Genomic DNA, 23,498 nt, shown 5'->3' on the forward strand with positions numbered 1-23,498 from the left:
GTTTAAGGAATCGGCGTGTCGGCCAGCACTCGGGCCATCACGTCCCCGATTCTTATGCTGGGGTCACGCACGGGCAGGCGGTGGGCGGCCAGCGCGGGAAAGATGGCCTGCACGTCTTCGGGCAGCACCATGCGGCGGCCCGCCAAGTAAGCCCACGCTTTGGCGGCGGCCAACAGCGCGAGCAGAGCGCGTGGACTCAGGCCTGCCGCCAAAGCCGCATGCTCACGGGTAGCGCGGGCCAGCAGTTGCAGGTAATCCAGTAGCGGGGCCGCCGCGTGTACCCCGTCGACTTCGCGCTGGATGGCGGTCAGCAGGGGCGCGTTCAGCACAGGCGGCAAGTCGCGCACGGTCAGCACCCGCCCGCCTGTTTCCAGCAGGGTGCGCTCGGCGCGGGCGTCGGGGTAGCCCAGCGTTACGGTCAGCAAAAAGCGGTCTAGCTGTGCTTCGGGCAGGGGCGATGTGCCCACGAACGCTGCCGGGTTTTGCGTGGCGATCACAAAAAATGGATCGGGCAACGGGCGCGTGACGCCGCCTTCACTGACCTGCCGTTCTTCCATCGCTTCCAGCAACGCGCCCTGCGTTTTGGGCGTGGCCCGGTTGATTTCATCGGCCAGCAACACTTCAGAGAAAATGGGGCCAGCGTGATAGCGGAACTCGGCGGCAGCGGCGTCCCACACGCTGACGCCCAGCAAGTCGGTGGGCAAGAGGTCTGCCGTGAACTGCACCCGCCGGAACGCCAGCCCCATCGTGCGGGCGAGACCGTGTGCCAGCGTGGTTTTACCCACGCCCGGTTGGTCTTCGATCAGCAGGTGCCCCCGCGCCAGCAAGCAGGCCACCGCAAGGCGCACCTGATGGCTTTTGCCTAAAATCACGTTGTCCAGTTGCGCGAGCGCGGCGGCCAAAGCCTGACTGTGCATGGTCTGTGACCCGGCAGGCGCAGATCCGGTAGACGCAGCCCCGGTAGAGAACGAAACGGCAGCACGAGTCATATGCCCAGCAGCCTAGCCGCCCGCCTCTGACAGAACTGCGACATGAGGCGGGGATCAATGCGGCACCTCACCACGCGCTACGCTAGGCCCAATGAACGTTGTCGTGTTTGACCTTGAAACCACTGGCCTGTCGCCCGAACGGGACGGCATCGTCGAAATCGGCGCGGTAAGGATTGTCGATGGGCGCGTGGACGAGAGCCAGAAGTTTGAAACCTTGGTGCGCCCCACCAGCGAAAGCGGCAGCACCCTCCAGATTCCGTGGCGGGCGCAGCAGGTTCACGGCATTTCGGACGCGATGGTCAGGAGTGCGCCCACCATCGCGCAGGCGCTTCCCGATTTTCTGGCCTTTGTAGGAGAGTCGCCTGTGGTGGCCCACAACGCGCCTTTCGACAACGGGTTTGTGCGGGTGGCGGCGCGCCGAGCGGGCCTGACTTGGGCACCGCCCACCGAATACTGCACCGTGCAGCTTTCACGCCGCGCCTTTCCCCGCGAACGCGCCCACAATCTAGGAGTGCTGGCCGAGCGCCTGAATCTGACCTTTGCCGAGGGAGGCCGCCACCGCTCGTTCGGAGACGTGCAGGTGACAGCGCAGGCGTTCGTGCAACTGATGGAGCGGCTGAAGGTGGCGAGTCGGTAGGGCGATTTGCGGAGGCTTTGTCTAAGGGCCTAGGGTCGAAGGGTCGAAGGGTCGAAGAACAGCACTTGTCCTCCCCTCTCCTGCGGAGCTTTTCAAGTCTTCAGCAACGGGGGGGTTCGCCCTTCAATTCAGCCCCAACACCCCTCATTCAGGCAGGCGCACGCACCAAGCCCAACCCCACATCGGCGGGGTTGGTGCCGCTGGCGAGGCCCGCAAAAGTGGCCGATCCTGCCACCCGCGTGCCCAGTTGCAGCAGGCTGAGTTGGTTGGCCCCGATCAGTTTTTCGGCCCACAGTGCGGTAATTCCGGCCACATGCGGGGTCGCCATGCTCGTGCCGCTCATGCTGATGAAGGGGTTGGCGCTGCCGCCGCCCGCCCGCGCCGATACGGTGTTCACGCCGGGGGCCGCGATATTGGCGTTGGTATTGGAAAACGGCGCGACGACTAACCCGCCTGCCGATTGACCCGGTGCAGATTGACCCAGCGCCGCTACGCTCAAGAATCCGGTACTGACGGCGGGCGGGGCCACGCTCACTTCCCAGTCCTTGTTTTTGCCGCGCTCGCTCTCGTTTCCGGCGGCGGCCACCAGCAGCACGGGCCGTTCTTCTGCGCCCCAGTGCTGCGCGGTGTAGGCCAACGCCTCGAACATCTTCACATTGGCCCGGTAGCCTTCTAGGGCAATAGACGTTGCCAGCGGCGCGGGATAGCCCTGCTTGATCAGGCGATCCACCAAGCCCGGAAAGTCGATGCCCAGCGACATGCTGATCACGTGTGCACCTTCCTGCACCGCCCACAAGATGGCGCGGGCGATGGCCTCGCTGCTGCCGCCCTGCTCGCCCAGCACTTTGCCGATCAAGGCCTTGCCCACGCCCCGCGCCACACCCATACGCGTGCCGTTCACGTCGCGGCCAAAAATCGTTCCCGCGCAGTGCGTGCCGTGGCCCTCGCGGTCGCCGTTGCCGTCGCCGCTAAAGTCTTCTTGCACCAAATCCACACCCGCAAAGGCCGGATGCGCGGCGTCTATGCCCGTATCCAGCACCGCCACTACGGCCCCCGCGCCCGTGTAGGGGCTGGAATCTGCGCCCACGGCGGCAATGCCCCAAGCGTTGGGTACAGCGTTCGTCTCAGCCAAGTCTCGCCGTTCTACAGGCCGAATCAGGCGCAGGGGTACGCTGGGGGCAATAGCCCGCACGTTGCTTTCCTGCGCCAGATCGGGCAGATCACGGCGGTCTAGGCGTTCCACCGTCACGCGGGGCCGGGTCGCGCGCCGTCTGGAAGGCCGGGCTGCCTGTGCGTCGGCAGGAGCAGAGCTGAAGTCTGGTCTGAACGCCTCAGCCGCCGCCCCCTCGAACACATCCCGCGTCGCGTCCTGAACCGAAATTTCCCGCAGCACCACGAAGGTTTCTTTCATGCGCCTGCCCCCTTGCAGCCCAAGCCTCGGCTGCGTTTTCTTGCTGTTGCCAGCCTACAGAATGGGACGTGATCAGGGCATGACCACCGCAGAGGCGGAGGCATCAGTGTCTCAACTCGCGCACAGCGCAATGACATCGGCCACCCTGCCTTTCCTCCTGCCCACACCTACGTTCTCTAGAGCAGTTCTCCGAAGTACACCACCGAAGAAAGAGCTTTTCGGTGGCTCCATTCTCTGCTCCGCAGCTCTTCGAGTCCGTCCTGTTCGATAAAATTCAATTGCTCCGCTCGGTCATTAGTCCGGCAGATGCTTTAAGCCCTCAGCGGCGCGACAGTTCCGGCACCACTGGGGCGGTGCGCGGCACAAACACGATGGCGTTCGGCACGGGGCGGCTCCAGACCGTGTTCAGGTAAGCGCCTAAATTGGCATACCCGCCCGTCAGGTAGGCGGTGGCGCTGCTGCCACTGTCGAGCCGCACGGCGTCGCGCACGCCTGCTCCGGCGAGGGCTGCGGCAAACGCTTCCGGGGTGCCGTGTTCGAAGTAGGCGATGGTGGCCTGCCCGCCCATGACGCCCAGCGCCACCTGCCGGGTCGCCCGCCACAGGTTCGTGCCCGTATCGAACATCTCGCGGGCCGGATTGAGGGCCACCTGACCGCCCTGTACCAGCAGCGGCCCCGCGCTCAGGGCGTCAAGCGCGGTATTCCAAGGCGCGTCGTCGGCCCGCCAACTCAGGGCGGCGTTCAGGGGCTGCCCGGCGGTACGCGGCAACTGCGGAAACCGGGCCGGATCGAAAGTGACACTCAGGGTTCCGGCAGGCGGCGTAACCCGCCCGGTGAGGGCACTGAGCACCGTGCTGCCGCCCAAGCCCACATACAGCGTGGTCAGGGTGTCTGCGCCCACGGGCGTGCTGCCGTTGCCCACAAAAGCGGTCAGCAGATCGGGCCGGGGCTTGCTGCTCACGCTGTTCACGGTGAGGCTGCCAAATGGCCCGGTCAGCAGGTAGCGCGGCTTGGGATACCCGAACAACGTGCTGCCCTGCGCGGTAAAGCCGATGGTGGCGCGGCGCTCCAAGCTGGGGGCCGTCATCAGGCCGCCTGCCACCACCAAATCTACGGGCAGGGCGCTGGCAGGGTCAAAGTACCCACCGTTTACGCCTGCCACGCCGCCCACACCCCGCACCAACGCCGCTACATCGGACGCCTTGCCACTGGGCGCACTCACCACACGCGGCTGATACAGGGCCGAGTCGAAACTCAGCAGGTGCAGCAGGCCTTTTTGGCGGTAAGTGACGCCAGCGGGCACAGCGTCCGGGTCAAGTGGAGGCGGCACCGACGTATCGAGTTGAGTTGTCGTATCGATCACCACGCGGTCTGGGTTGTCCAGTGTAAACAGCGTGCTGGTGCCGCCGCCCGTGTTCAGGCGCACGGTGGTTCCGGCCTCTGTCGGCTCTACACTCAGGCGGTCTCCGGAGGGCAATTCCTGTGCGCTGGCAGTCGCACTCACGCGGGGCAGGGTCACGCTCAAGCCCGTCTTCTCGCGCACCACGCTGTAGGGGGCCAGCGCACTCAGTTCCAGTACCACGCGCTGCACCTCTACTTTGCGGTGCAGGGTGCGGCTGACCCGCACGGTACCCAGGTGGGCAAGGGCGGGCAAGGTTGGGGTCACAGTGATCGGCTGGACAGGACTGGGTTGAACAGGGCTGGGTTGAACAGGAATCGGCTGAACGACGATGGGCTGAATGGCAGGCGGTTGAAGCGGGCTGGGCGGCATAGGCACAGGCCGAAGCTCGGTGAGTGGGGGCGTGGGCGGCGGCGTGGCAACAGGTGGCGTCGGAATTGCCGTCACAGGCGAAGGCGGTAGCGTACTGGTCGGCACTACGGCGGGCGCAGCGAAATCCAGCACATCCGGCGCGTCGGAGAGTAGGCGCACGCCCAACAGTTGTAGGGTTTGCAGCGAGATATACAGGCTGCCGTTCAGGATTTCGGGCGCGGGCAGGGGCGTGGTCAGTGCGAAGCCGAGGGCTGTCCATCCCGCTCCCCCAGCGTCGGCGGGGCGGTAACGCAATTCGCGATTGCCGTACAGCAGGCGCACATCACGCGGATCGTTGCGCACGCTGACGCCCACGCGGGGCAGCGTCCAGACCGCTATGTTTTCTACGCCGCCCAGCACCCGCGTTTCCAGCGCCGCACTTTGCAGCACGCCTCCAATCGCCACCGGACGCGCCGCCTGACCACTCGCTTGCCCGGCTGCACTGGCTGCCAACACCAGCAGCGTCAGCCACAGCCCGCGCCTGCCTGCTTTTTGCCTGCCTGCTTGCTTCTGCACTTCGCACTGCACTCTGCTCACACCCAACCCCAAACGTAGCCCTCTCACGCGGGCGAGTGTACTGTTCGGGTGCTGACTGCCGGGTGAGGAAGGCCGCACCCCCCCCACCGCCCCCATTTAAACTCTGCCGAATACCGTAGAAACAGGTCTCGGGCTGCAAGATTTCTCACGTTATTTTCAAAAACGTCAGAAGATTGTGCCGGACGCCTCCTATACTGCAAAGCGTCATGATTGAACCCTCACTTGCCCTGTACGGAGACGCGTTTGCCCGCGTTGACCGATTATTAGAGGAATTGCTGGAGGTCACCGGCGTCCGTTATGGGCTGCTCGTAGACCGCAAAGGCTTCGTGTTGTCTCACAAGGAGGCGCTGTGGGCACCGCGTCCGCCTGCGCTGGACAGTGTGGCGACGCTGGTGGCCAGCAACGCCGCCGCCACGGGCGCACTCGCCAACATGCTGGGTGAGCGCACCTTCAGCGAGCAGACCCATCAGGGCGAAAACGGCACGCTGTACGTGGAATCGGTGGGCGATCAGGCGCTCCTGACCCTGATTTTCGACGTGGCGGTGCCGCTGGGTAAGGTCAAGGTGTACGCCCGCAAATCCATCGTGCAACTCGCCGCCATTCTGGAAGAACTCAAAGATATTCCGCCCGTGCAATTGGATTCGGACTTCTCCAAGGGGGCCAACGCCCTGCTCGACGATCTCCTCGGGTGACCCTCATGACGCTGCCCCTCACTCAGCTTTTCAGTGTGCTGGATTTGTCCGCCCGCCTCCCTTCCCCTCACCCGCGCCAGTGTCTTGACCTGCGCCCGCACCCGGAGGCTCCGCTGTGAGTACCATCAACTTTGCTGCCCGCGAAATCAACTGCAAAATCGTGTATTACGGCCCCGGCATGAGCGGCAAGACCACCAACCTCAAGCACGTGTTCGGCAAAGTTCCCGCCCACCTGCGCGGAGAAATGGTCAGCCTCGCCACCGAGGACGAGCGCACCCTGTTCTTCGACTTCCTGCCCCTTGACCTCGGCACCGTGCAGGGCTTCAAGACCCGTTTTCACCTGTACACCGTGCCCGGCCAAGTGTTTTACAACGCCAGCCGCAAACTGATTTTGCGCGGCGTAGACGGCATCGTGTTCGTGGCAGACAGCGCCCCCAACCGCCTGCGGGCCAACGCCGAAAGCATGCGCAACCTCCGCGAAAACTTGGCCGAACACGGCATCGACGTGCGTGACGTGCCCATCGTGTTGCAGGTCAACAAGCGCGACCTCCCCGACGCTCTGCCCACCAACATGATCCGTTCGGTCATCGATCCCCGTCAGGAACTGCAATTGTTCGAAGCCACCGCGCACCTCGGCGGCGGCGTGTTCGAGACGCTGAAAACCGTGAGCCGCTTGGTGCTGGAGCGCTTGTCTCAGAACAAGTAACCGAGTTGTAGAAACAGAGAGGAGTTGGGAGTTGTGGCCCTGCCGAGATGGTGGGGCTTTTTTTGGTGGTGTGGGGTGGAAGGGCAATCGCTAGCGCTCACTCACCCCCTCTGCTTCGCAGCTCTGCGAGTCCCCAGCCCACTGCTGCGCAGCTCTACGAGTCCCCCCTCAAGGGAGAGGGAGAACACACAGCTTCTAGCCCTTCGCCCTCGCCCCCTGTGGGACTCTCATAACTGCGCAGCAGAGGGGGCAATTCCGCCGCGATCCCGCCCCAAAAGCAAACCCCCACCAGAAGGCAGGGGCATAGCTCCAATCTTTATCTGGTGCCACTCACCGCTTACGGCCCTTAAACATCCCGGCGGTCAAAGGCGAACACGGCCATCAAGCCAAATCCCACCGTATAGATAATCAGCAAAATGAGCGGCTGGGTAATATCGGTCTGTTGGGCGTACAGGTTCAGGTGGCTGGTGAGCAGCACACGCTGGATGGTGTCGGGGAAGACCACGAGCAGGCGCATGAGGTTGAGGGCGGCAAAGGTGGCAAGGGCGGCGGCGGCAGTGTTCAGCAGCAGCACGCCGAACAACAATGCGAGGGCGGCAATCGGCATCAGCATGATGGCGGCCAGCAGACTGCCGCGCAGCACCTCGGCCAACGCTGCATTGCTGGTGAGGCTGCCCACGCCCACAAACAGCCCCGGCCCCATGCCCGTGCCGCCCGTAAATTCACCGAAGCCTCTGGGAATGCCTGCCAGCAGCGATCCTATGACGGTGACAGCCACCAGCAGCACCGGATAAGACAGAGCCACGATCAGTTTGCTGGCGATAACAGTAGTGCGTTCCACCGGACGCAGCAGCAGAGGCGCAAGCGTGCCCTGACTGACCTCCGTGCCGATCATCTCGGCCACCGTGACGGCAATGAACAGCGGAATCAGGAACTGCACGGCGATGCCGATACTGATGGCGGGAATCTGCCAGCCACTGACCACCGCCACTTTCATCAGCACTTCCAGACGCGGGGCGAAGGCCCACAGCAGCGGCAGCACAAAGCACACGATCAGGGCGAGGCGGGCGCTGCGGGAACCGAGCAGTTTCAGGAACTCTAGGGTAATCAGGGTCAGCATCAGGCTTGCTCCACGCGCTCGCGGTAGTACTCGTACAGGTCGAAATGGTCAGGGCTGGCCTCGAAGACCCGGATGCCCTCGTTGCTGAGATGCGCCAAAGCGTCGGGCACGCGGGATTCTCCGCCCAAGTACGCGATGGCGTAGGGCGTGCGGGTACTCACGCGGCGCACGAACGGCAGCCGCTCTAGGGCCGAGGCCGCGCCCACCGGATCGTCGACCCGGAAGCGGTATGCCGCCTGCCGCGCCCGCAAATCCACGGTGTCGACCATGCGCCCGCCCGTCAGGATGCCCACCGTATGCGCGTAGGTGGCAATTTCGCGCAAGTGGTGGGTACTCAGGATCACGGCGCACCCGCTAGTCGCGAGGCTAGTCACGATCCGGTGAATCAGGCCGATGCCGAGGGGATCGAGGCCGCTGGTGGGTTCGTCCAGAATCAACACTTTGGGTTCAGCCAAAATGGCCGATGCCACGCCCAGCCGTTGCCGCTGCCCCAGCGAGAATTCCTGCACTTTGCGGTCAGCCATGCGGGTCAGTTCCAGCAGGGCCAGCACTTCCCGGATTCGGTCACGGCTGACCTTGCGCCCGCCGGGAGCCATCGCCGCAAGGTTGGCGTGGGTTTGCAGATTCTGCGTGCCCGTAAACTGCGGGTAAAACTTGGCCGGAGCCTCCACGACTGCGCCCAGATAAGCGCGGGCGCGGGTGCCGTCGGTATGCACGTCGCGCCCCAAGAGCCTCACCTCGCCGTCGGTGGGAAAAGCCAGCCCGGTGAGACAGCGAATGAGGGTGGTTTTGCCTGCACCGTTGGGGCCGGTCAGGGCGTACACTTCGCCCGCCTTTACGGTCAGGTGAACGTCTTCGAGGATGGTGTTGGAACCGTACCGCTTCACCAATCCGCGCACCTCGATGGCCGGAAGTGCGGGCGCGCCTTGCTTAGTCACTTGCCTAACCTAACCCAATAAACTCCACCAAGTTCTTACACTGCCCCCATCTGCGGCCAGAGCATGAAGGGGAGGGTAGAAAAAGACACGGTGGTTGGGCGGGAAAGGCGTGTAAGGGGCGAGGGGACTGGGCCTGCAATGCCGCGTGTAAACCCCCTAGCCTGCTTCGCAGCCAGCCCCCTTAGAGGGGAGCGCAAGAGCCTTTAGTCCTCCCCTCTCCTGCGGAGCTTTTCAAGTCTAAGGGGGGCGTTGCGCCAGCAACGGGGGGGTTCACCTTCCAATTCTGCCGTGCCACACAGCACAAGAGCCGGAAGCATCAGCCCCGGCTCTCGCTTGACCTGAGTTTGCTTCCTGGCTTAGAAGGCTTTAAACCGCGTCAGGCGGAAGGGCGTTTCGGGTGTGCCGCCCATCAGTTTGTTCAGTTGGCTCTGCGTGACCACCACGTCACCGCCCACTGCCGTCAGGGTGGCGGGAAAGCGCAGGCCTTGCAGCGGTTCTTCGGCCACCAGCGCGCCTGTGCCCGAATCGGCGCTGAGGGCCACTTTGCTGACCACGCCCATCGCGTTGCGGGCCACGTACAGGGTGCGCGGGTCGGCGGGATTCAGCAAGATGCCGTCGCCACGGGTCAGGCCGCCCATCACTTTCTTCACGGCTTTGGTTCGTAAATCTATGCGCCACAGGTCGCCCGTGTTCAGCTGCATGGTCAGGAGGTAACGGCCATCGGGGGTCGCCAGAATACCGTTCAGGTTGATGCCGGGGCCATATTTGATGGGCGTGTTGCCCAAGTCCAGCCACGCGCGCAGTTTCAGGTCGGGCGACACGCGGAAGATGACGGGGCGGGTGGAATCGGTGACGTACACGCTGCCGTCTGCGGCGGGCGCGAGGTCGTTGATGTACGGGTTCGGACTCTTGGGCGTGTCCAGAATGGCGACGGGCGTGCCGTTCGGACTCAGCACACTGACCGTGCCCGTCGCTCCGCCTGCCACCCAGACGCGGCTTTGGCTGTCTACCTTCAGGCCCAGTGCGCTGCTGCGGCCCAAAGCTCCACCTTCACTAAACAGCGTCACGGTGCCGCTGGTCGGATTGACCGTATAGATGGCTCCGGTGGCAGCACTGCCCGTGTACAGCACGCCCTTTTTGGCGTCATACGCCACGCCTTCGGGGAAGGTCTGCACGCCCGGCAGCGGGTAGTCGCGGGTATTCAGGCCAACGCGCAAAATGGTGCCGCAGCGAACGCGTGCGCCCGTCATGCCCGATGGGTCGCTCTTATAGTCGTCGGGCTTCTCGTGAATAATCAGGGTGCGGTTCAAAATTCCGTTCATGCCCGTCAGAGAAATCTTGTCGGACATGAAGGAAGCGCGGCCCACGCCGTCTGCGCCCACCGTCAGCATGGGCAGGTCGCCTGCGTGCCCGTACTTGTTGTCGGCCTCGGGACTGTCGTGGTTGCCGCTCATTTCGGGGTCGAAGTGGGGGCCAGCCGCGCCGAACGGCACCACCCTGTTCACGGCGGGGTCTACACCGGGCAGGCATTTGCGTGTGTCATGCACGTGCATGCCGTGTTGCCCCGGCGTCAGCCCCCGCGCTTCTACCGTTACGGCCACTGCCGAGCCTGCCTGCCGGAAGGTAGCGAGGCCGCGCACCTGTCCCTGCTCGTCGGTGATGGCGGCGTTGGCGGTCAGGGGCGTCGTGGCCGGGGCCATCATCTGCGCCATTTCTGCGCCGCCCGCCGCAGCCAGACCCAGTGTGAGGACGCCTAGCGCTGTCCATTTGACCCGTTTAGTCAACTTGTTGAGTGCCCGCATTTCAGTTCCCCCCGGTGTAGCGCACACGGTAAATCACGCCGCTCTGGTCGTCGGTAAACAGCAAGCTGCCGTCGGTGTACTGCGCAACCCCTGCCACCCGGCCAAACTGCTTCCACTCGCCGTTTTCCTCGAACACGAAGCCCGAAATAAAGGGCGTGATGGCGGTGGGCTTGTTGGCGGTGTCGAAGTTTACTCGGGCAATTTCGTAGCCGCTGGGTTCCGAACGGTTCCACGATCCCCGGTAGGCCACGAAGGCGTCGTTGCGGAATTCGGCGGGAAACTGCGTGCCCGTGTAGAACTTGGCGTCAATGGCTGCCGCGTGCGCCGTGTAATTCAGGGTGCTGCCCTGCGTGCCCGCGCAGTATTCGGCCTTGGTGATCTTGCTGGGAATGTTGCCCACGTTCACGTAGGGATCGGGCTGCTTGTCGCCGTAGCAAAAGGGCCAGCCGTAGTTTTTGCCGCGCAGGATCACGTTCAGTTCTTCGGGCGGGATGTTGTCGCCGTGCCAGTCGCTGCCCTGATCGAAGCCGTACAGGGTCTTGGAAATGGGGTGCCAGCCGAAGCCGATGGTGTGACGCAGGCCCCGCGCGAACACTTCCCGAATCTGACCGTTGGGGCTGATTCGCAGCATCGTCGCTTCCTCGGGGTTCAGGGTAGGCGCGTCGTTGTTGGTCGACCCGAAGGTGGCGTACAGGAAGCCGTCCGGCCCCCAGTGGATCGTGCGTGCCGGGTGCTGGCCCGCGTCGGGGAAGCCGTCGGCAAACACGCGGGGCACGCTGAGGGTGCCGTCCTTCGCCATCGTCATGACCCAAATGGTTTTCTCGCCCACCACGTACAATTTGCCTTCTTTCACGTCCAGCCCGTGCGCGGCCTTGAGGTTCTGGGCCACCTGCTTGCGCTCCACGGCCTCAATCTTGCCGTCGTTGTTCACGTCTTTCAGGTACCACACATCGTTTTGCTGGCGGCGCGTCAGGTACATGCCCCCGTCGGGCATCACGTGCATCATGCGGGCGTTACCCAGTCCCGTCGCCATCACGCTGAGGGTAAAGCCCTGCGGCACGGTCAGGCGGGTCAGTTTGTCCGTCGTAAATTCCAGCGGCGTCGGCTCGTTGCGGGTCACAGTGGCGGTGGCGGGTGGCTCGGGCGGCGCAACCGGGCGCGGCTGGGCGGGCGGCAACAGGGCTGGGGGCGGTTGCTGGGCAAGGGTGCTGGAAGCTGGGCCAAAGCTGGCAAAAGTAAGGGCCGCCGTCAGAGCGGTCAGAAAGGGTATACGCATGGTGTGGAGCCTCCTGAAAAGCAGCATCACACACGCCTGAAATGTCCAAACCTGCTTTCTGACACCTTCTGAGTGCTACTTAAGCCTCTTCTCAAAGCTGAGTTGAGGCGAGCTTAAGCAGCGGCCCAACTCTGGAGAAGACAGCTGGTTTGTTATACATCAGGAGCCAGAAGAAACGAACAAGGGCAAATCTGAATCTGGAACTGCCCCCACAGCTCTGGCGCGGCGGTGCAACTCCTGTACGGCGCGTTCGCCTTCCTCGCCCACATCCAAGCTGAATTCATTCACGTACAGGTCTATGTGCGCCCGCATCACTTCGTCCGACATTTCGGCGGCGTGGGCGCGGATGTACTCGGTGGCGGCCTGCGGGTGGGCGTAGGCATAGTCCAAACTCTGGCGCACAGCGGTATTCAGGCTCCATTGCAATTCGGCGGGCAGGTCACGGCGTACCAAGATTGCGCCGAGCGGCAGCGGCAACCCGGTTTCGCCTTCCCACCACGCGCCCAAGTCCAGCACTTTGCCTAGGCCGTGCTGCGGGTAGGTAAAGCGCGACTCGTGAATGATCAGGCCCGCGTCTACGGGTTGGCCTTCCCATTCCCCGTACTCCACGGCGGGCATCACGGCGTCGTAGCGCATTCTCAGCACCTTCACGTCTGGGTAGACGGCCCGTAGCAGCAGTTCGGCGGTGGTCAGTGCGCCAGGAGAAGCCACTACCTTTCCATTTAAATCCGTAGCAGCCGCTCCATTCCGCGCCACCACCAGCGGCCCCACGCCCCGGCCCAGTGCGCCGCCCGCCCGCAGCGCCACGTACCTGTCCATCACGCCAAAATAGGCGCGGTAACTGATTTTGGTGATGGGCAGGCGGCCTTGCACGGCCCAGTCGTTTAGCGTCTGCACGTCTTCCAATACCTCTTGCACGGGCACAGGCGACGGCGTAAGGCCCGCGTGCAGGGCGTGGAAAATAAACGTGTCGTTGGGGCAAAACGAGTAACCCAGTTGAAGGACGGCGGGAGCGGGGGCGGTCATGCGGTCAGGGTACGCCTAGGGCGGCGGGGCAATGGTCTTCAGGTTCGCTCAAGACGGCGTGCAGGCTTCATCAGCGGCCCATCATGCGGGGTTGGGTAGGCTGGGCGCATGATGCGTTCCGTGTTGCTGGCCGTGCTGACGCTGAGTCTGAGCGCGTGCATGAATAAACCTGTTGCGGCAACTTCCGGCGGCGCGGAACCACAGCCCCAACCACAAACGCAGCCCGCCGCCTGCGTAGATAGCTACACCCGCCCCGATTTCGCCCGCCTGAACGCCGATCTGGGTGCCGCCCGTACCCGCTGGCAGGCTGCCGCCCCCTCCACCTACGCCTACGATTTTGCCCAGTACGCCTTGCCTGTGCGCTTTCCCGCCGTGCGCGTCACCGTCAGCGGCGGGGCGGTGCAGAGTGTGGCCGTCAAAGCAGGCGAGCAGGGTGAACCCTCGGCGCAGGCCCGCGCCACCGTCGAAGACCTCTTTCAGAATATTGCCGACGCTTTGGCCTATCAGCAGGGGCAGCCTTGCCCGGAGATAGAGGCCGAATATGACGCGCAGGATGGGCATCCGACGCGGTTGTTTAGCGGTACGGAGGAAGCGAATGTGGCCGATGGGGAAGGGGAGTGGAATGTGACGGGGTTTGAGCGGCGTTGAGGGCGGTATTTGGAGCTTGTCCCACGTTGGATTCCCCCACCCCCCAGCCCCCGCCCCCAAAGGGGTCAGGGGAGCTAAGCGCTCCGCTCGGGAGGAGTGATCTTGTCGTGTTTCAAGTCGGCTGGCTCGTTCATCTGAAGCGGAATCGCTAATCGTCTTGAAAATGGAATTGGCCCGCCCACTGCGTGGACGACGGCCTCACACGGATTCGGGCGGGGACGATTTGGGTCTGTTTTCCCCCTCTCCCCTTGCGGGGGAGGGCGCTGTGAAACAGCGGGAGGGGGGAAGTGAGCGCCAGCGATTGTCCTTCTTAGACCCTTAGACCATCTCCTCCCCCGGCCACACCAATTCCCAATCCTCCGTTTCCGGCCACTGCACGGGCAAACTCAGCCGCAGCCCTGGCCCCGTGATTTCCTGCACGGGCACGATGCCCACGCCCGCGCCGCAAATCCAGGCGCGGCTGACTTCGGACGGTTCGGCGGCAGACACGGGCCGCGTCTCGAAGTCCTGCCCCTGTACAAAGGCGGCGCGGGTGAGGCCCGGTAAGCCGCCCGCCGGAAGAACCAGTCGCCCGCCGATTTCCAGCAAAGGCGAGGTGCGCGAGCCGTCTACGACGTGACCAGTTGCATCTAGCAACCAACCCTCAAACACTCCTGCGGCAGCGGCTTGCTGCGCGGCGAGGCGGTAGGGCAGATAATTTCCGGTTTTGTGCGCGGCCAATTGCGGGTGCGGCTGAATGTCGGTGAGGACAACCCGGACGCCAGCAACAGGGCGCGGGCCGGGGGTCAGCGGGCGGTGCAGGGCGAAGGTGCCGCCTGCCGTGACTGTGACGCGTAATAAGCCCCACGCGAAAGCTTCCAGCGCTGGCAACTCGGTTTCAGGTGCGGGCAGGCCCAGAAACGTGCAAGTGCCTGCCAGCCGCGCCCAATGTGCAGGCCAGTTCAACGCCGCGCCCTGCCGTGTCCGAACAGTTGTAAACGCCGAAGCCCCATGCAGCCAAGCCGCATCGTCCAAGCCAGCAGGCAAGATGTTCACAGGTTCTCCCCCGATCCACGATCCACCAACCACGCTCGGCTTCCCTTCAGCCAATTGCCCAGCAGCACCCGTCCAAACGGACTCAGAATGCTTTCGGGGTGAAATTGCACGCCCCACGCGGGTAAGTTTTGGGCTTGCAGGGCCATGATTTCCGAACTGTCGGCGCTGCGGGCGGTGATCAGTTTGGGTGGAAGGCCACGCACCACCAGCGAGTGATACCGGCCAAATTCTGCGCCGTCCAGAATCCCCGCGAACAGCCCCGTTCCCGCGTGTTGCACAGCTTCCGGGCGGCCATGCACAGGCGCGGCCCGTTCCACGTTGCCCCCCAACACTTGCCCCAACGCCTGATGCCCGAGGCACACGCCCAGCAGCGGAATCTGGCGTTCCAGACACAGCCGGGTCAGAGCCAACGTGCAGCCGCTGGAATCGGGCGTGCCGGGGCCGGGGCCGATCAGCACGGCGTCAGGGCGAGTTGCCAGCAGCGCTTCAGGCTGTTCGTCCTGCGAGTGCACATTGACCTCTGCGCCCAGCGCCCGCAAGTCGTGGGCCAGATTCCAAGTGAAGGAATCGCGGTTGTCCAGCAGCAGCACGCGCAGGCCCGCGCCCACAGCGGCACTCGCGTTGGGAGCCTGCCACGCCCGCCCCTTTGCTGGTAATGCTGGAGCCTGCGCCGCTCGCCCCGGCACATCGGCCAGCACGCCCAGCAGCGCCTGAGCCTTGTGTACCGTTTCCCGTGCTTCGGCGTCGGCGTCGGCATCTATGACCGTGCCTCCGCCTGCGCGTACCGTCACCGTCCAGCCGTCTGTATCTCGCACAAACGCCGCCGTTCGGATCAGGATATTCAGGTCTACCCGCGCCCCCGACAAAATGCCCACGCCGCCCGTATACCAGCCACGCGGCCCCGGCTCCAGCGCCCGAATCGCTTCCATCACGCGGGGTTTGGGTGCGCCTGTGATCGTGCCGCCGGGAAAAGTGGCAGCCAGCACGTCGCGCAAGCCAATTCCGGGGCGGGCGGTAGCCGTCACTTCCGACACCAGATGCATGACGTGGCTGTAGCGTTCCACCAGCATCAGATCGGGCACCGAGACCGTGCCAGCCGCCGCCACCGCGCCCAGATCGTGGCGCACCAAATCGACCAGCATCGTGTGTTCGGCCTGTTCTTTGGCGCTGGCCCGCAGTTCGGCTTCCAGTGCGGCGTCTTCTGCGGGCGTGTCGCCGCGCCGCCGCGTGCCCGCAATCGGGCGGGCCGACAATCTATCGCCCTCCCACAGCACCAAGCGTTCCGGGCTGCACGACACCACCGTCTCATTCCCCATCTCCAAGAACGCCATGAAAGGGCTGGGATTCACGTCCCGCAGGCGCAGGTAGGCCGCCAACGGATCGCCCGCCGCCGCCGCCCGCACCCCCCGCGACAGGTTCACCTGATAGACCTCACCCGCCCGGATCAGCTCCTGCACGGCCCGCACACCGTCCGGGTACGCCACGTCATCGGCCCCGAATGGCCCCACATGCAGCGCCGGGATGGGAGCCGGGGCGTGGGCCAACACTGCCGCCCAGTCCACATGCCCCGCCTCGCCCACCACCGTCAGCGTGCCCGCCTGTCTGTCCCACACCAACCCGCTGGGATAGAAGCCCCACCACCCCGCCGCGCCGTCCGAGTCGTGAGTTTCCAGCCCAAATTCCCGCGCCGCCTCGTACTTCAGGCCGCCTAACCACGCCGGAAACAATTCACCGCCGCTGGGCCGTTCGGGGAGTTCGGTTTGCGCCCGCGCAGGCCACGCGCTGAGGTACGAAAAGCGCCCGTAATCCACCTCTGGCCCCAGCGATTCCAGCAGGGCAATGCCGGGGGCATGCATGGCCCGCAGGCGCAGCAGCACGTCTGCCGGAGAGAGGAGTGGGGGAGTGAGGTCTGGCACGGCTGTAAGTGTAGAGAAACCGTGAGTGGTCAGTGGGTAGTGGTGAGTGGGAAGGTCAAGGGCCAACCCTAGAATCTTGGGCGTTTCCTACGATCCACACTCCACGCTCTACATCCCCGCTTAATCCCCTATTTCTTGTACGGCTTTCCGGGTAAACTAACCCCATGTGGGTCTCAACCAAAGCGCAATACGGACTTCGTGCCCTGATTGAGATAGGCCGCCGGGGCGGTGAGGCTGTGCCGCTTAAGGATGTGGCCGAGCGCCAAGGCCTCAGCCAACACTATCTGGAGCAGATCGCCAGCAATTTGCGCCGGGCCGGGTTTATTCGCAGTATTCGCGGCGCACACGGCGGTTACCGTCTGGCGCGGGCGGCGTCGGCCATCAATGCCTACGATGTGGTCACGGCGATGGAAGGCAGCATTGCCCCAGTGTCCTGCGTAGAGGACAACCACGTGTGCGACAGCCAGAACGTGTGCGGCACGCAAGACCTGTGGTACCGCGTAGATGCTGCCCTACGCGACGTATTGGGCGGCACTTCGCTGGCCGATCTGATCGAGCAGAGTGACCGCCAACAGCACGCCCGCTTGGTGCAACTGGAACCTATGCGGCCTGATGTGTTGGGGCTGGGTAGCTAGAAGGCTTACCCTCCTCAATCGTAATACTCCGGCAGCGTCTTCAGCCCTGCCCACTGTGCTTGGTCATGCCCGAAAATGACCAGCCCGATCTGCTCGCGTTCCACCAGATCAAGCAGCTTGACGGTGCTGATGCGGATTGCCTCGGCGTCCGGATTGCTGCCGTCAGCATGCTCGTCACGGCTGAAGTCTTTGCCCAAGGAAACCGCGTCGATAGGCAACAACACCGTCCCTGTCTTGGGCAGCCGCACCAGCACCGATTGGTGCCCCAGTACGTGCCCGCTCGTTTCGATCAGCTCTAGCCCCGGCAGCAGTTCCATGTCCCCATCCACCAGTCGGATTCGCTCTGAGGGCTGATCCCATTCGGGCCGTGTGGCCGCAAAACGGGGATTGGTCGCCGCGTCTAGATGATGCACACGCTGAACTACGTACTGCGCTTCCTTGAAGGCCGCGTGTCTTCCGGCGTGGTCAAGATCGTAATGCGTCGAAATGACGGTATCAATGTCGTCCGGTGTCAGGCCGATGCTCGCCAACTGCACGGTCACGTTCTGCCCATTCTCGAAGTCGGAGCCTTCTTCTGGGATGATCTCTGGGAGGCCAGTGTCGATCAGAATGTTGTGGCCGTCCTCCATCTGCACCAAGTAGCACACAATCGGAATCTGGTACTGCGGCATGTTTCCCACCTGCATCATATACAAACGCTTTACGGCGGTCTGGCTCATGTGTTCTCCCTGAAACCCGAAGATAGGTTTCCGTCCCTGACATCGCGAGGCTTGAATGATCGTTCATATCACCACCCGCTCAGCTTGGGCGGAGGCACAGCACGTCGGCCACTATAGCCATCCCAGTCTGGTTGCAGACGGATACATTCATTGCTCTACGCCGACTGCCGAGCAGGTTATCGCCGTTGCCAACGCCTATTTTTTGGGCCAGCCTGACCTATTGTTACTGCACATCAATCCCGAACGACTAACCTCAACACTCAAGTCCGAGGAATACGAAGACAGTGGGCTGTTTTTCCCGCATGTCTACGGCACCATCAATCTGGACGCCGTAGTCCGGGTGTCCGACTTTCGGCCCGCGCCAGATGGATTGTTCTCACTTTCCAACTTGGCCGGAGCGACTGAAACCCTGTGATCTGTCCAGAGAAGTTCTGACCTTCCACGCTCTATCCTGTTGCCCGTGTACCGCCAAGCCCTCCGCCCGCTGCTGTTTCGTCTGGATGCCGAGGACGCGCATCACCTGAGCCTGAATATGTTGGAGGCGGCCTCCCGGCTTCCGCTGTGGCCTGCGCTGGTACGCGGAGTCACGCTGCCCGGAACGGTGCAACCGCAGTTGACGCAAACGCTGTGGGGGCGCACCTTCGCCTCTCCGGTGGGGCTGGCGGCGGGGCTGGACAAGAACGGTGTGGCGGTTCCGGCCTTTGGCGCGATGGGCTTTGGTTTTCTGGAAGTGGGCACAGTCACACCGCTGCCGCAGCCCGGCAACCCGCGCCCGCGCCTGTTCCGTCTGCCATCCGACGGGGCTCTGATCAACCGGATGGGCTTCAACAATGCCGGGGCAGAGGCCTTGCGCGGGCGTCTGGCGGGGGGAATACGGCCTGTGCCCGTGTGGGTCAATATCGGCAAAAACAAAGACACGCCCAACGAAGAAGCCGCGCAGGACTACCTTAAATGTGTGCGGGCGCTGCACGCGGTGGCCGACGGGTTTGTCATCAATGTGAGCAGCCCCAATACGCCGGGTCTGCGGGCGCTGCAAGAGGCGGCGGGCTTGGCGGCGCTGGTGCGTGTTGTGCAGGAAGAAGTGGAACGGCTGAGCGGGGGTGAGGCGGGGCGGGTGCGAGGGGGCCGCCGCGCTCCGCCTGTGCTGGTGAAGCTGGCCCCTGACCTGCACCCCGCCGACTTCGAGGCCAGCGTCAACGCCGTGCAGGACGCGGGTGCAGACGGTCTGATCATCAGTAACACGACGCTGAACCGCACCGGACTGACCCACGGCCACGCTGCCGAAGCGGGCGGCCTCAGCGGGATTCCGTTGGCCCTCCGCAGCACCGCGCTGATTCGTGATGCCTACCGCCAAACGCGGGGCCGCCTGCCGATTGTGGGTGTGGGCGGCATTTTTACCCCTGCTGAGGCTTACGCCAAAATCCGCGCCGGGGCCAGCCTGATCGAGCTGTATACCGGCCTAATCTACGAAGGCCCGTTGCTGCCCGCCCGCCTGAACCGCACGCTAGCGCAGTATTTGCAGCGCGACGGGTTTAAGACGGTGGCGGAAGCGGTGGGGGAGTAGGGGGCAAGCAGATTTATATAAGTCGCACAATTTGGGTTTTTAAGCCCTCCCTCTTGAGGGGGGAGGGTTGGGACTCGTAGAGCTACGCAGGAGAGGGGGTGAGTGAGCAAAGCTATTGCCCTACCCCCAGTTCTCAAAACTCGCCGCAAATATCGCTTCCAAATCCGCTCCGGTAGGCAGACGCGGCGCGACGGCCAGCAACCGCTGCTGCTTCAGCGCCCCGTCTACCAGTGCGGGCAAATCGGCGGGCACGTAGCCCAGCGCACGCAGTCCTGACGGTGCGCCTACATCACGCATCAAGGCCGAAAGGGCGTTGGGCAGGGCGTCCCGGTCATCCGGTGCATAGGTTCCCCCGGTCAAAAAGCTGGCGGCCTGAATGTGGCGTGCGGGGCTGGATTCGAAGGTGAAGCGGAAGGCAGCGGGCGCGGTGACGATGACGGAAAAGCCGTGTGGCACGAAGGCATGATCTGTGGGGTAGCCCGGAGACTGGAAGCTGTGGCGCAGGCCCGCAATGGGATAGGCGCAGGCGTGCGGAATGTGCACCCCTGCCGAGCCGAAGCCCACGCCCGCCATCGTCGCCCCCAGCATCATGAAGCCGCGTGCCTCGGTGTCTTGGCCGTCCTGCACGGCGCGGCGCAGGTAGTCTCCACCCCAACGCAGGGCTTGGCCTGACCACAAGTCGGCCACCGGATTGCTGCCCTGATACGGCGGGCGCTCGGCGGGCGTGGCGGGGCGCGGCCTCGTGGTGTAAGGGCGGCTCAGGAAGCTCTCGGCGGCGTGGCAGACCACATCCAGCCCGGCAGCGGCGATGACTTGGGGCGGGGCCGTGCGGGTCAGTTCAGGGTCTACGATGGCCTGCGAAGGCCGCAGCAAGCGGTGACTGATGCCCGATTTCACGCCCAGTTCGGGCAAATCCAGAATGGCGACGGTGGTGGCCTCCGATCCACTGCCCGCCGTGGTGGGAATCGCCAGCAGCGGCATCAGCGCCCGCGTCGGCTGGCGGCCCGCGCCGATGGGCGGGTTCACGTAATCCATCACCCCGCCCCCGCAGGAAGCCAGCAAGTTGGCAACTTTGGCCGTGTCGATGGTGCTGCCGCCGCCCAACGCCACGAATCCATCGGCCCCGGATGCCCGTGCCGCCGCTGCCGCCCGCTCTAGGCTTTGCAAGTCCGGTTCTACCCGAATATCCGAAAAGATCACCAATTCAGCGCCGCTTTCCCGCAAGTTGTCCAGCACCGCTTGCCCCGCTGTCTGTTCCAGCAAGGCCGGATCAACCACCACGAAGGCCCGCCGTACGCCCAGCCGCGCCAGTTCCCAGCCCGCCTCTGCCGCCGCTCCCGGCCCAAACTTGATGGGGGTGGCTTCGACGGTAAAGACGGATTCGAGGGGGGATGGAGCATGGGTCATGGGAATTCCTCCGGTGCAGCCTTGTTGGGGTAGGTTGTCGCGTTTCCGGCAGGCTAGCACCCGTGCAGTTCAAAGGAATCGCCCGTCTGGGCATGGCAGACAGGCGGGGAAGGTAGGATTTGAGTGGAGGGCAATCGCTTTGCTCACTTACGTGAGTTCGGGTTAAGCCTATTGGCGTAATACAAGTATATATTCTGTTTTTAGACGAAAGATTGGCATAAGTAGAGGCTCACTGAGATGATTGGTTTGCACACCCACTCAGGAGCCACCATGACCATACTCGAATTGTTTTGCGACGTCGACGACTTCTGCCAAACTCTCCCGCCCTTCCAAGTGGTACTGACCAGACCTGCTCTCCCAGAGCAGGCCTCGGACTCACGCCCGATCCGCAATCGTCCCACTGGACTCCATCTCAGCGAAATCATGACGATCCTCATCGCCTTTCATCAGTCGAGCTATCGCCAGTTCAAGGCGTACTACACAACAGAAATCTTGAAACATGGGCGAGCTGACTTCCCAAAAGCGCCCAAGTATTCCCGTTTCGTGGAGTTGATGCCACGGGCGCTGCTGTCTCTGGTGATCTACTTCTATCGCAGCTTCGGGGCGTGTACCGGGATTTCTTTCGTGGACTCCACCAAGTTGGAAGTCTGTCGGCTGAAGCGAATGAACACCCACCGGGTGTTCAAGGAGGACGCTGCCTTGGGGAAGACCTCCATGGGCTGGTTCTACGGTTTCAAACTGCATTTGCTCTGCAACGACACCGGTGAGTTGCTGTGGGTGAGCCTCACGCCAGGAAATGGAGATGATCGCGCCGCCCTGCGGGATTTTTTCCAACATGACCTGTTTTCCCTGTTTGGGAAGGTGTTTGCAGATCGCGGGTATATCTCACAAGCCCTCGCCACCGAACTTCTCAACGAGCACCACGTGGCGCTACACACCCGGCTCCGCAAGAACATGAAATGCGCTGTCCCCGTCCTGAGCGAAGATGCTCTCTTCCTCAGGAAGAGAGCCATCATCGAATCCGTCATTGATCAACTGAAAAATATCAGCCAGATCGAGCATTCCCGGCACCGCAGCCCAGTCAACTTCATGGTCAACCTGGTGTGTGGACTGATTGCCTATTCACGTCAGCCCAAGAAACCCTCGCTCATCCCCCAAGCAGGCCCCTTGAAGCTCGTGGCTTAACCCGAACTCACGTTCACTTGCCCCCTCCCCAACCCTCCCCCGCAAGGGGAGAGGGAGTAAGAGCCAGAGAGAACGTGCCTTATCACCTGCGTGCTTAACAAATAAAGGTAAATCCTCCGCACAATCGCCAATCATGGCACTTCTTTTAGCTCCTCCCCCCTTGCGGGGGAGGCTGGGAGGGGGGCAGTGAGCGAAGCGATTGCCCAGTCCATCTACCCCACCTTCCCCAGCCGCCCACGCAGCAGCGCGGGGCCGTGTTCGGCGGCGGTACGCACCAGAATCCCCATCTTGTGCGGGTTGGCTTCCAGATCAATTCGTAGGCCCAGTTCGGCGGCACTCTCGCTGCACGCGGGGCCGATGCTGACCACCACCATCCGGCGAATCGCGTCGCGCAGTTCCGCTTCTAGATTCATGCGGGCGGCAAATTTCAGCAGATGCAAGACTTGTGTGCCGCTGGAGAGCAGCAAGATGTCCTGGCCGCCCAGCACGGTATCGCGGATGGCGTGGGCCAGCGGCGCGGTATCGGCGGGAAAGGCGCAGCGGTACACCGGAATGCTGGTCACGCGCAGGCCCGCGTGCTTCAGCGTGTGCAGCATGGCGGGCGGCGTGGCGTCGCCATATTCCAGAATGACGGCGTGCTGGCCGGGCAAGAGGGTAGCGATCAGATGATCCTGAACTTCGTGCCACGTACACGGCTTGGGCACACTGACCCCGGTCAGGCCAAAGGTTTTGAGTGTCTGCATGGGCTTGGTGCCGCGTGCCACCATCGGAATGGTTTGCAGCGTTTCTAGGTGCTGTGGATTGAGGGCCGCCAAGTCGCGCAAAAACAGTTTGCTGCCCACGCCCGTCATGCAGGCTACCGCGTGAATGTCACCTGCCGCCAGCCCCGCCTCAAATTGGGTCAGGTGGGCGCTCAGGTCAAGCTTTTGCTCGCGCATACTGGGGGCCACCAACGCCACGCCGCCGTATTTGCCGATCAGCGTCGCCATTTCCTCGGAGCGCCGGGATTCCAAACTCAGTACCCTTAAACCGCCAAACCAATCCATACGTCACCCCCTTTGGCGCGGGCCGCATACACGGGCAGGCGCAGGGCGGGGTCGTCCAAACTCACGCCCGTCTCCAAATCGAAGGCGTGCTTCAGTAGCGGCGAGGCCACCTTGAAGCGCAGGCCATCCACCGCCGTGTAGCTTCCAGTCAGCCCGCGAGACAGCACGTTGGCGCTGGTGTAGGGATCGTGGTTGCCCACCGCAAAAATCCGGTCTGCGCCCCGGTAATTCACGCGGAACACGGCCACCTGAGCGCCGTCCACGAGGGCGCACACGCCCGCACCGGGCAAAATATCGTCGAGCTTGCACACGCGAACCCAAGCGGTAGACGGAGAAGAAAGTGTGAGGGTCATCATGGCTCCTGTTGAGATTTGGTGAGCTGCTGTGAACTCTGGACGC

The 23,498-nt window shown here is 63.5% G+C and carries 22 protein-coding genes; 8 read left to right on the forward strand and 14 right to left on the reverse strand.

Going from position 1 to position 23,498, the window contains the following annotated elements:
* Positions 1–2 precede the first annotated feature (2 nt).
* Positions 3–989, reverse strand: coding sequence for an AAA family ATPase (locus SU48_RS04130; protein ID WP_064014148.1), 987 nt, complete (start codon positions 987–989; stop codon positions 3–5).
* Between the two features lie 91 nt (positions 990–1,080).
* On the opposite strand from SU48_RS04130, the gene SU48_RS04135 reads away from it, so the two are divergent.
* Positions 1,081–1,626 carry a 3'-5' exonuclease gene (locus SU48_RS04135; protein ID WP_064014149.1) on the forward strand — a complete coding sequence of 182 codons (546 nt, stop codon included), beginning with the start codon at positions 1,081–1,083 and terminating at the stop codon, positions 1,624–1,626.
* 148 nt (positions 1,627–1,774) lie between these two features.
* On the opposite strand, the gene SU48_RS04140 is transcribed toward SU48_RS04135, so the two are convergent.
* Together SU48_RS04140 and SU48_RS04145 are read right to left on the reverse strand one after the other, a co-directional pair.
* Positions 1,775–3,037 (reverse strand): S8 family peptidase, encoded by a 1,263-nt coding sequence (locus SU48_RS04140; RefSeq protein WP_064014150.1) that lies wholly within the window; start codon positions 3,035–3,037, stop codon positions 1,775–1,777.
* Positions 3,038–3,356: 319 nt separating this feature from the next.
* On the reverse strand, positions 3,357–5,321 hold the full coding sequence (locus SU48_RS04145) for a phosphodiester glycosidase family protein (protein WP_407919270.1): 1,965 nt from the start codon (positions 5,319–5,321) through the stop codon (positions 3,357–3,359).
* 269 nt (positions 5,322–5,590) lie between these two features.
* Here SU48_RS04145 and mglB point away from each other — a divergent pair, with 269 nt between their 5' ends.
* Positions 5,591–6,076, forward strand: coding sequence for a GTPase-activating protein MglB (gene mglB, locus SU48_RS04150; RefSeq protein ID WP_019008294.1), 486 nt, complete (start codon positions 5,591–5,593; stop codon positions 6,074–6,076).
* 115 nt (positions 6,077–6,191) lie between these two features.
* Positions 6,192–6,782, forward strand: coding sequence for a GTPase MglA (gene mglA, locus SU48_RS04155; protein ID WP_019008293.1), 591 nt, complete (start codon positions 6,192–6,194; stop codon positions 6,780–6,782).
* A gap of 346 nt (positions 6,783–7,128) precedes the next feature.
* Here the strand turns inward: mglA and SU48_RS04160 are convergent, their stop codons facing one another.
* The 5 genes from SU48_RS04160 to SU48_RS04180 form a co-directional block, all read right to left on the reverse strand.
* A complete protein-coding gene (locus SU48_RS04160) occupies positions 7,129–7,902 on the reverse strand; it encodes an ABC transporter permease (protein ID WP_064014151.1) in 774 nt (257 codons plus the stop codon).
* The gene (locus SU48_RS04165) at positions 7,902–8,840 is read right to left on the reverse strand and encodes an ABC transporter ATP-binding protein (protein ID WP_064014152.1); all 939 of its coding nucleotides are present in this window, start codon (positions 8,838–8,840) and stop codon (positions 7,902–7,904) included. The genes SU48_RS04160 and SU48_RS04165 overlap by 1 nt, the downstream gene beginning before the upstream one ends.
* A 356-nt stretch (positions 8,841–9,196) precedes the next feature.
* Positions 9,197–10,642, reverse strand: a complete 1,446-nt coding sequence (locus tag SU48_RS04170; protein ID WP_064014153.1) for a superoxide dismutase family protein — start codon at positions 10,640–10,642, stop codon at positions 9,197–9,199.
* Between the two features lies 1 nt (position 10,643).
* Positions 10,644–11,918, reverse strand: coding sequence for a PQQ-dependent sugar dehydrogenase (locus SU48_RS04175; protein ID WP_064014154.1), 1,275 nt, complete (start codon positions 11,916–11,918; stop codon positions 10,644–10,646).
* 159 nt (positions 11,919–12,077) lie between these two features.
* Positions 12,078–12,944, reverse strand: a complete 867-nt coding sequence (locus SU48_RS04180; protein ID WP_064014155.1) for a 1,4-dihydroxy-6-naphthoate synthase — start codon at positions 12,942–12,944, stop codon at positions 12,078–12,080.
* A gap of 108 nt (positions 12,945–13,052) precedes the next feature.
* On the opposite strand from SU48_RS04180, the gene SU48_RS04185 reads away from it, so the two are divergent.
* On the forward strand, positions 13,053–13,592 hold the full coding sequence (locus tag SU48_RS04185) for a DUF6174 domain-containing protein (RefSeq protein WP_064014156.1): 540 nt from the start codon (positions 13,053–13,055) through the stop codon (positions 13,590–13,592).
* Between the two features lie 318 nt (positions 13,593–13,910).
* Here the strand turns inward: SU48_RS04185 and SU48_RS04190 are convergent, their stop codons facing one another.
* Both SU48_RS04190 and SU48_RS04195 read right to left on the reverse strand, forming a co-directional pair.
* Positions 13,911–14,627 (reverse strand): aminotransferase class IV, encoded by a 717-nt coding sequence (locus SU48_RS04190; RefSeq protein ID WP_064014157.1) that lies wholly within the window; start codon positions 14,625–14,627, stop codon positions 13,911–13,913.
* Positions 14,624–16,483, reverse strand: a complete 1,860-nt coding sequence (locus tag SU48_RS04195; protein WP_082869814.1) for a chorismate-binding protein — start codon at positions 16,481–16,483, stop codon at positions 14,624–14,626. Before SU48_RS04195 ends, SU48_RS04190 begins: the two co-directional genes overlap by 4 nt.
* Positions 16,484–16,707: 224 nt before the next feature.
* On the opposite strand from SU48_RS04195, the gene SU48_RS04200 reads away from it, so the two are divergent.
* Positions 16,708–17,178, forward strand: coding sequence for an RrF2 family transcriptional regulator (locus SU48_RS04200; protein WP_064014159.1), 471 nt, complete (start codon positions 16,708–16,710; stop codon positions 17,176–17,178).
* 14 nt (positions 17,179–17,192) lie between these two features.
* On the opposite strand, the gene SU48_RS04205 is transcribed toward SU48_RS04200, so the two are convergent.
* Positions 17,193–17,897, reverse strand: a complete 705-nt coding sequence (locus SU48_RS04205; protein ID WP_064014160.1) for an N-acyl homoserine lactonase family protein — start codon at positions 17,895–17,897, stop codon at positions 17,193–17,195.
* Positions 17,898–17,952: 55 nt separating this feature from the next.
* On the opposite strand from SU48_RS04205, the gene SU48_RS04210 reads away from it, so the two are divergent.
* Both SU48_RS04210 and SU48_RS04215 read left to right on the forward strand, forming a co-directional pair.
* Positions 17,953–18,312, forward strand: coding sequence for a DUF952 domain-containing protein (locus SU48_RS04210; protein ID WP_064014161.1), 360 nt, complete (start codon positions 17,953–17,955; stop codon positions 18,310–18,312).
* Positions 18,313–18,357: 45 nt separating this feature from the next.
* On the forward strand, positions 18,358–19,461 hold the full coding sequence (locus tag SU48_RS04215) for a quinone-dependent dihydroorotate dehydrogenase (RefSeq protein WP_064014162.1): 1,104 nt from the start codon (positions 18,358–18,360) through the stop codon (positions 19,459–19,461).
* 120 nt (positions 19,462–19,581) lie between these two features.
* Here the strand turns inward: SU48_RS04215 and SU48_RS04220 are convergent, their stop codons facing one another.
* Positions 19,582–20,868 (reverse strand): hydroxyacid-oxoacid transhydrogenase, encoded by a 1,287-nt coding sequence (locus SU48_RS04220; RefSeq protein ID WP_064014163.1) that lies wholly within the window; start codon positions 20,866–20,868, stop codon positions 19,582–19,584.
* 270 nt (positions 20,869–21,138) lie between these two features.
* On the opposite strand from SU48_RS04220, the gene SU48_RS04225 reads away from it, so the two are divergent.
* Complete coding sequence (locus tag SU48_RS04225; RefSeq protein ID WP_064015831.1) at positions 21,139–22,053, forward strand: IS982 family transposase; 915 nt, start codon at positions 21,139–21,141, stop codon at positions 22,051–22,053.
* 212 nt (positions 22,054–22,265) lie between these two features.
* Here the strand turns inward: SU48_RS04225 and SU48_RS04230 are convergent, their stop codons facing one another.
* Both SU48_RS04230 and nirD read right to left on the reverse strand, forming a co-directional pair.
* On the reverse strand, positions 22,266–23,099 hold the full coding sequence (locus tag SU48_RS04230) for a uroporphyrinogen-III synthase (protein ID WP_064014164.1): 834 nt from the start codon (positions 23,097–23,099) through the stop codon (positions 22,266–22,268).
* A complete protein-coding gene (nirD, locus tag SU48_RS04235; RefSeq protein WP_064015832.1) occupies positions 23,078–23,452 on the reverse strand; it encodes a nitrite reductase small subunit NirD in 375 nt (124 codons plus the stop codon). Before nirD ends, SU48_RS04230 begins: the two co-directional genes overlap by 22 nt.
* Positions 23,453–23,498: the final 46 nt, after the last annotated feature.

The organism is Deinococcus puniceus (assembly GCF_001644565.1).
Lineage (GTDB): Bacteria > Deinococcota > Deinococci > Deinococcales > Deinococcaceae > Deinococcus > Deinococcus puniceus.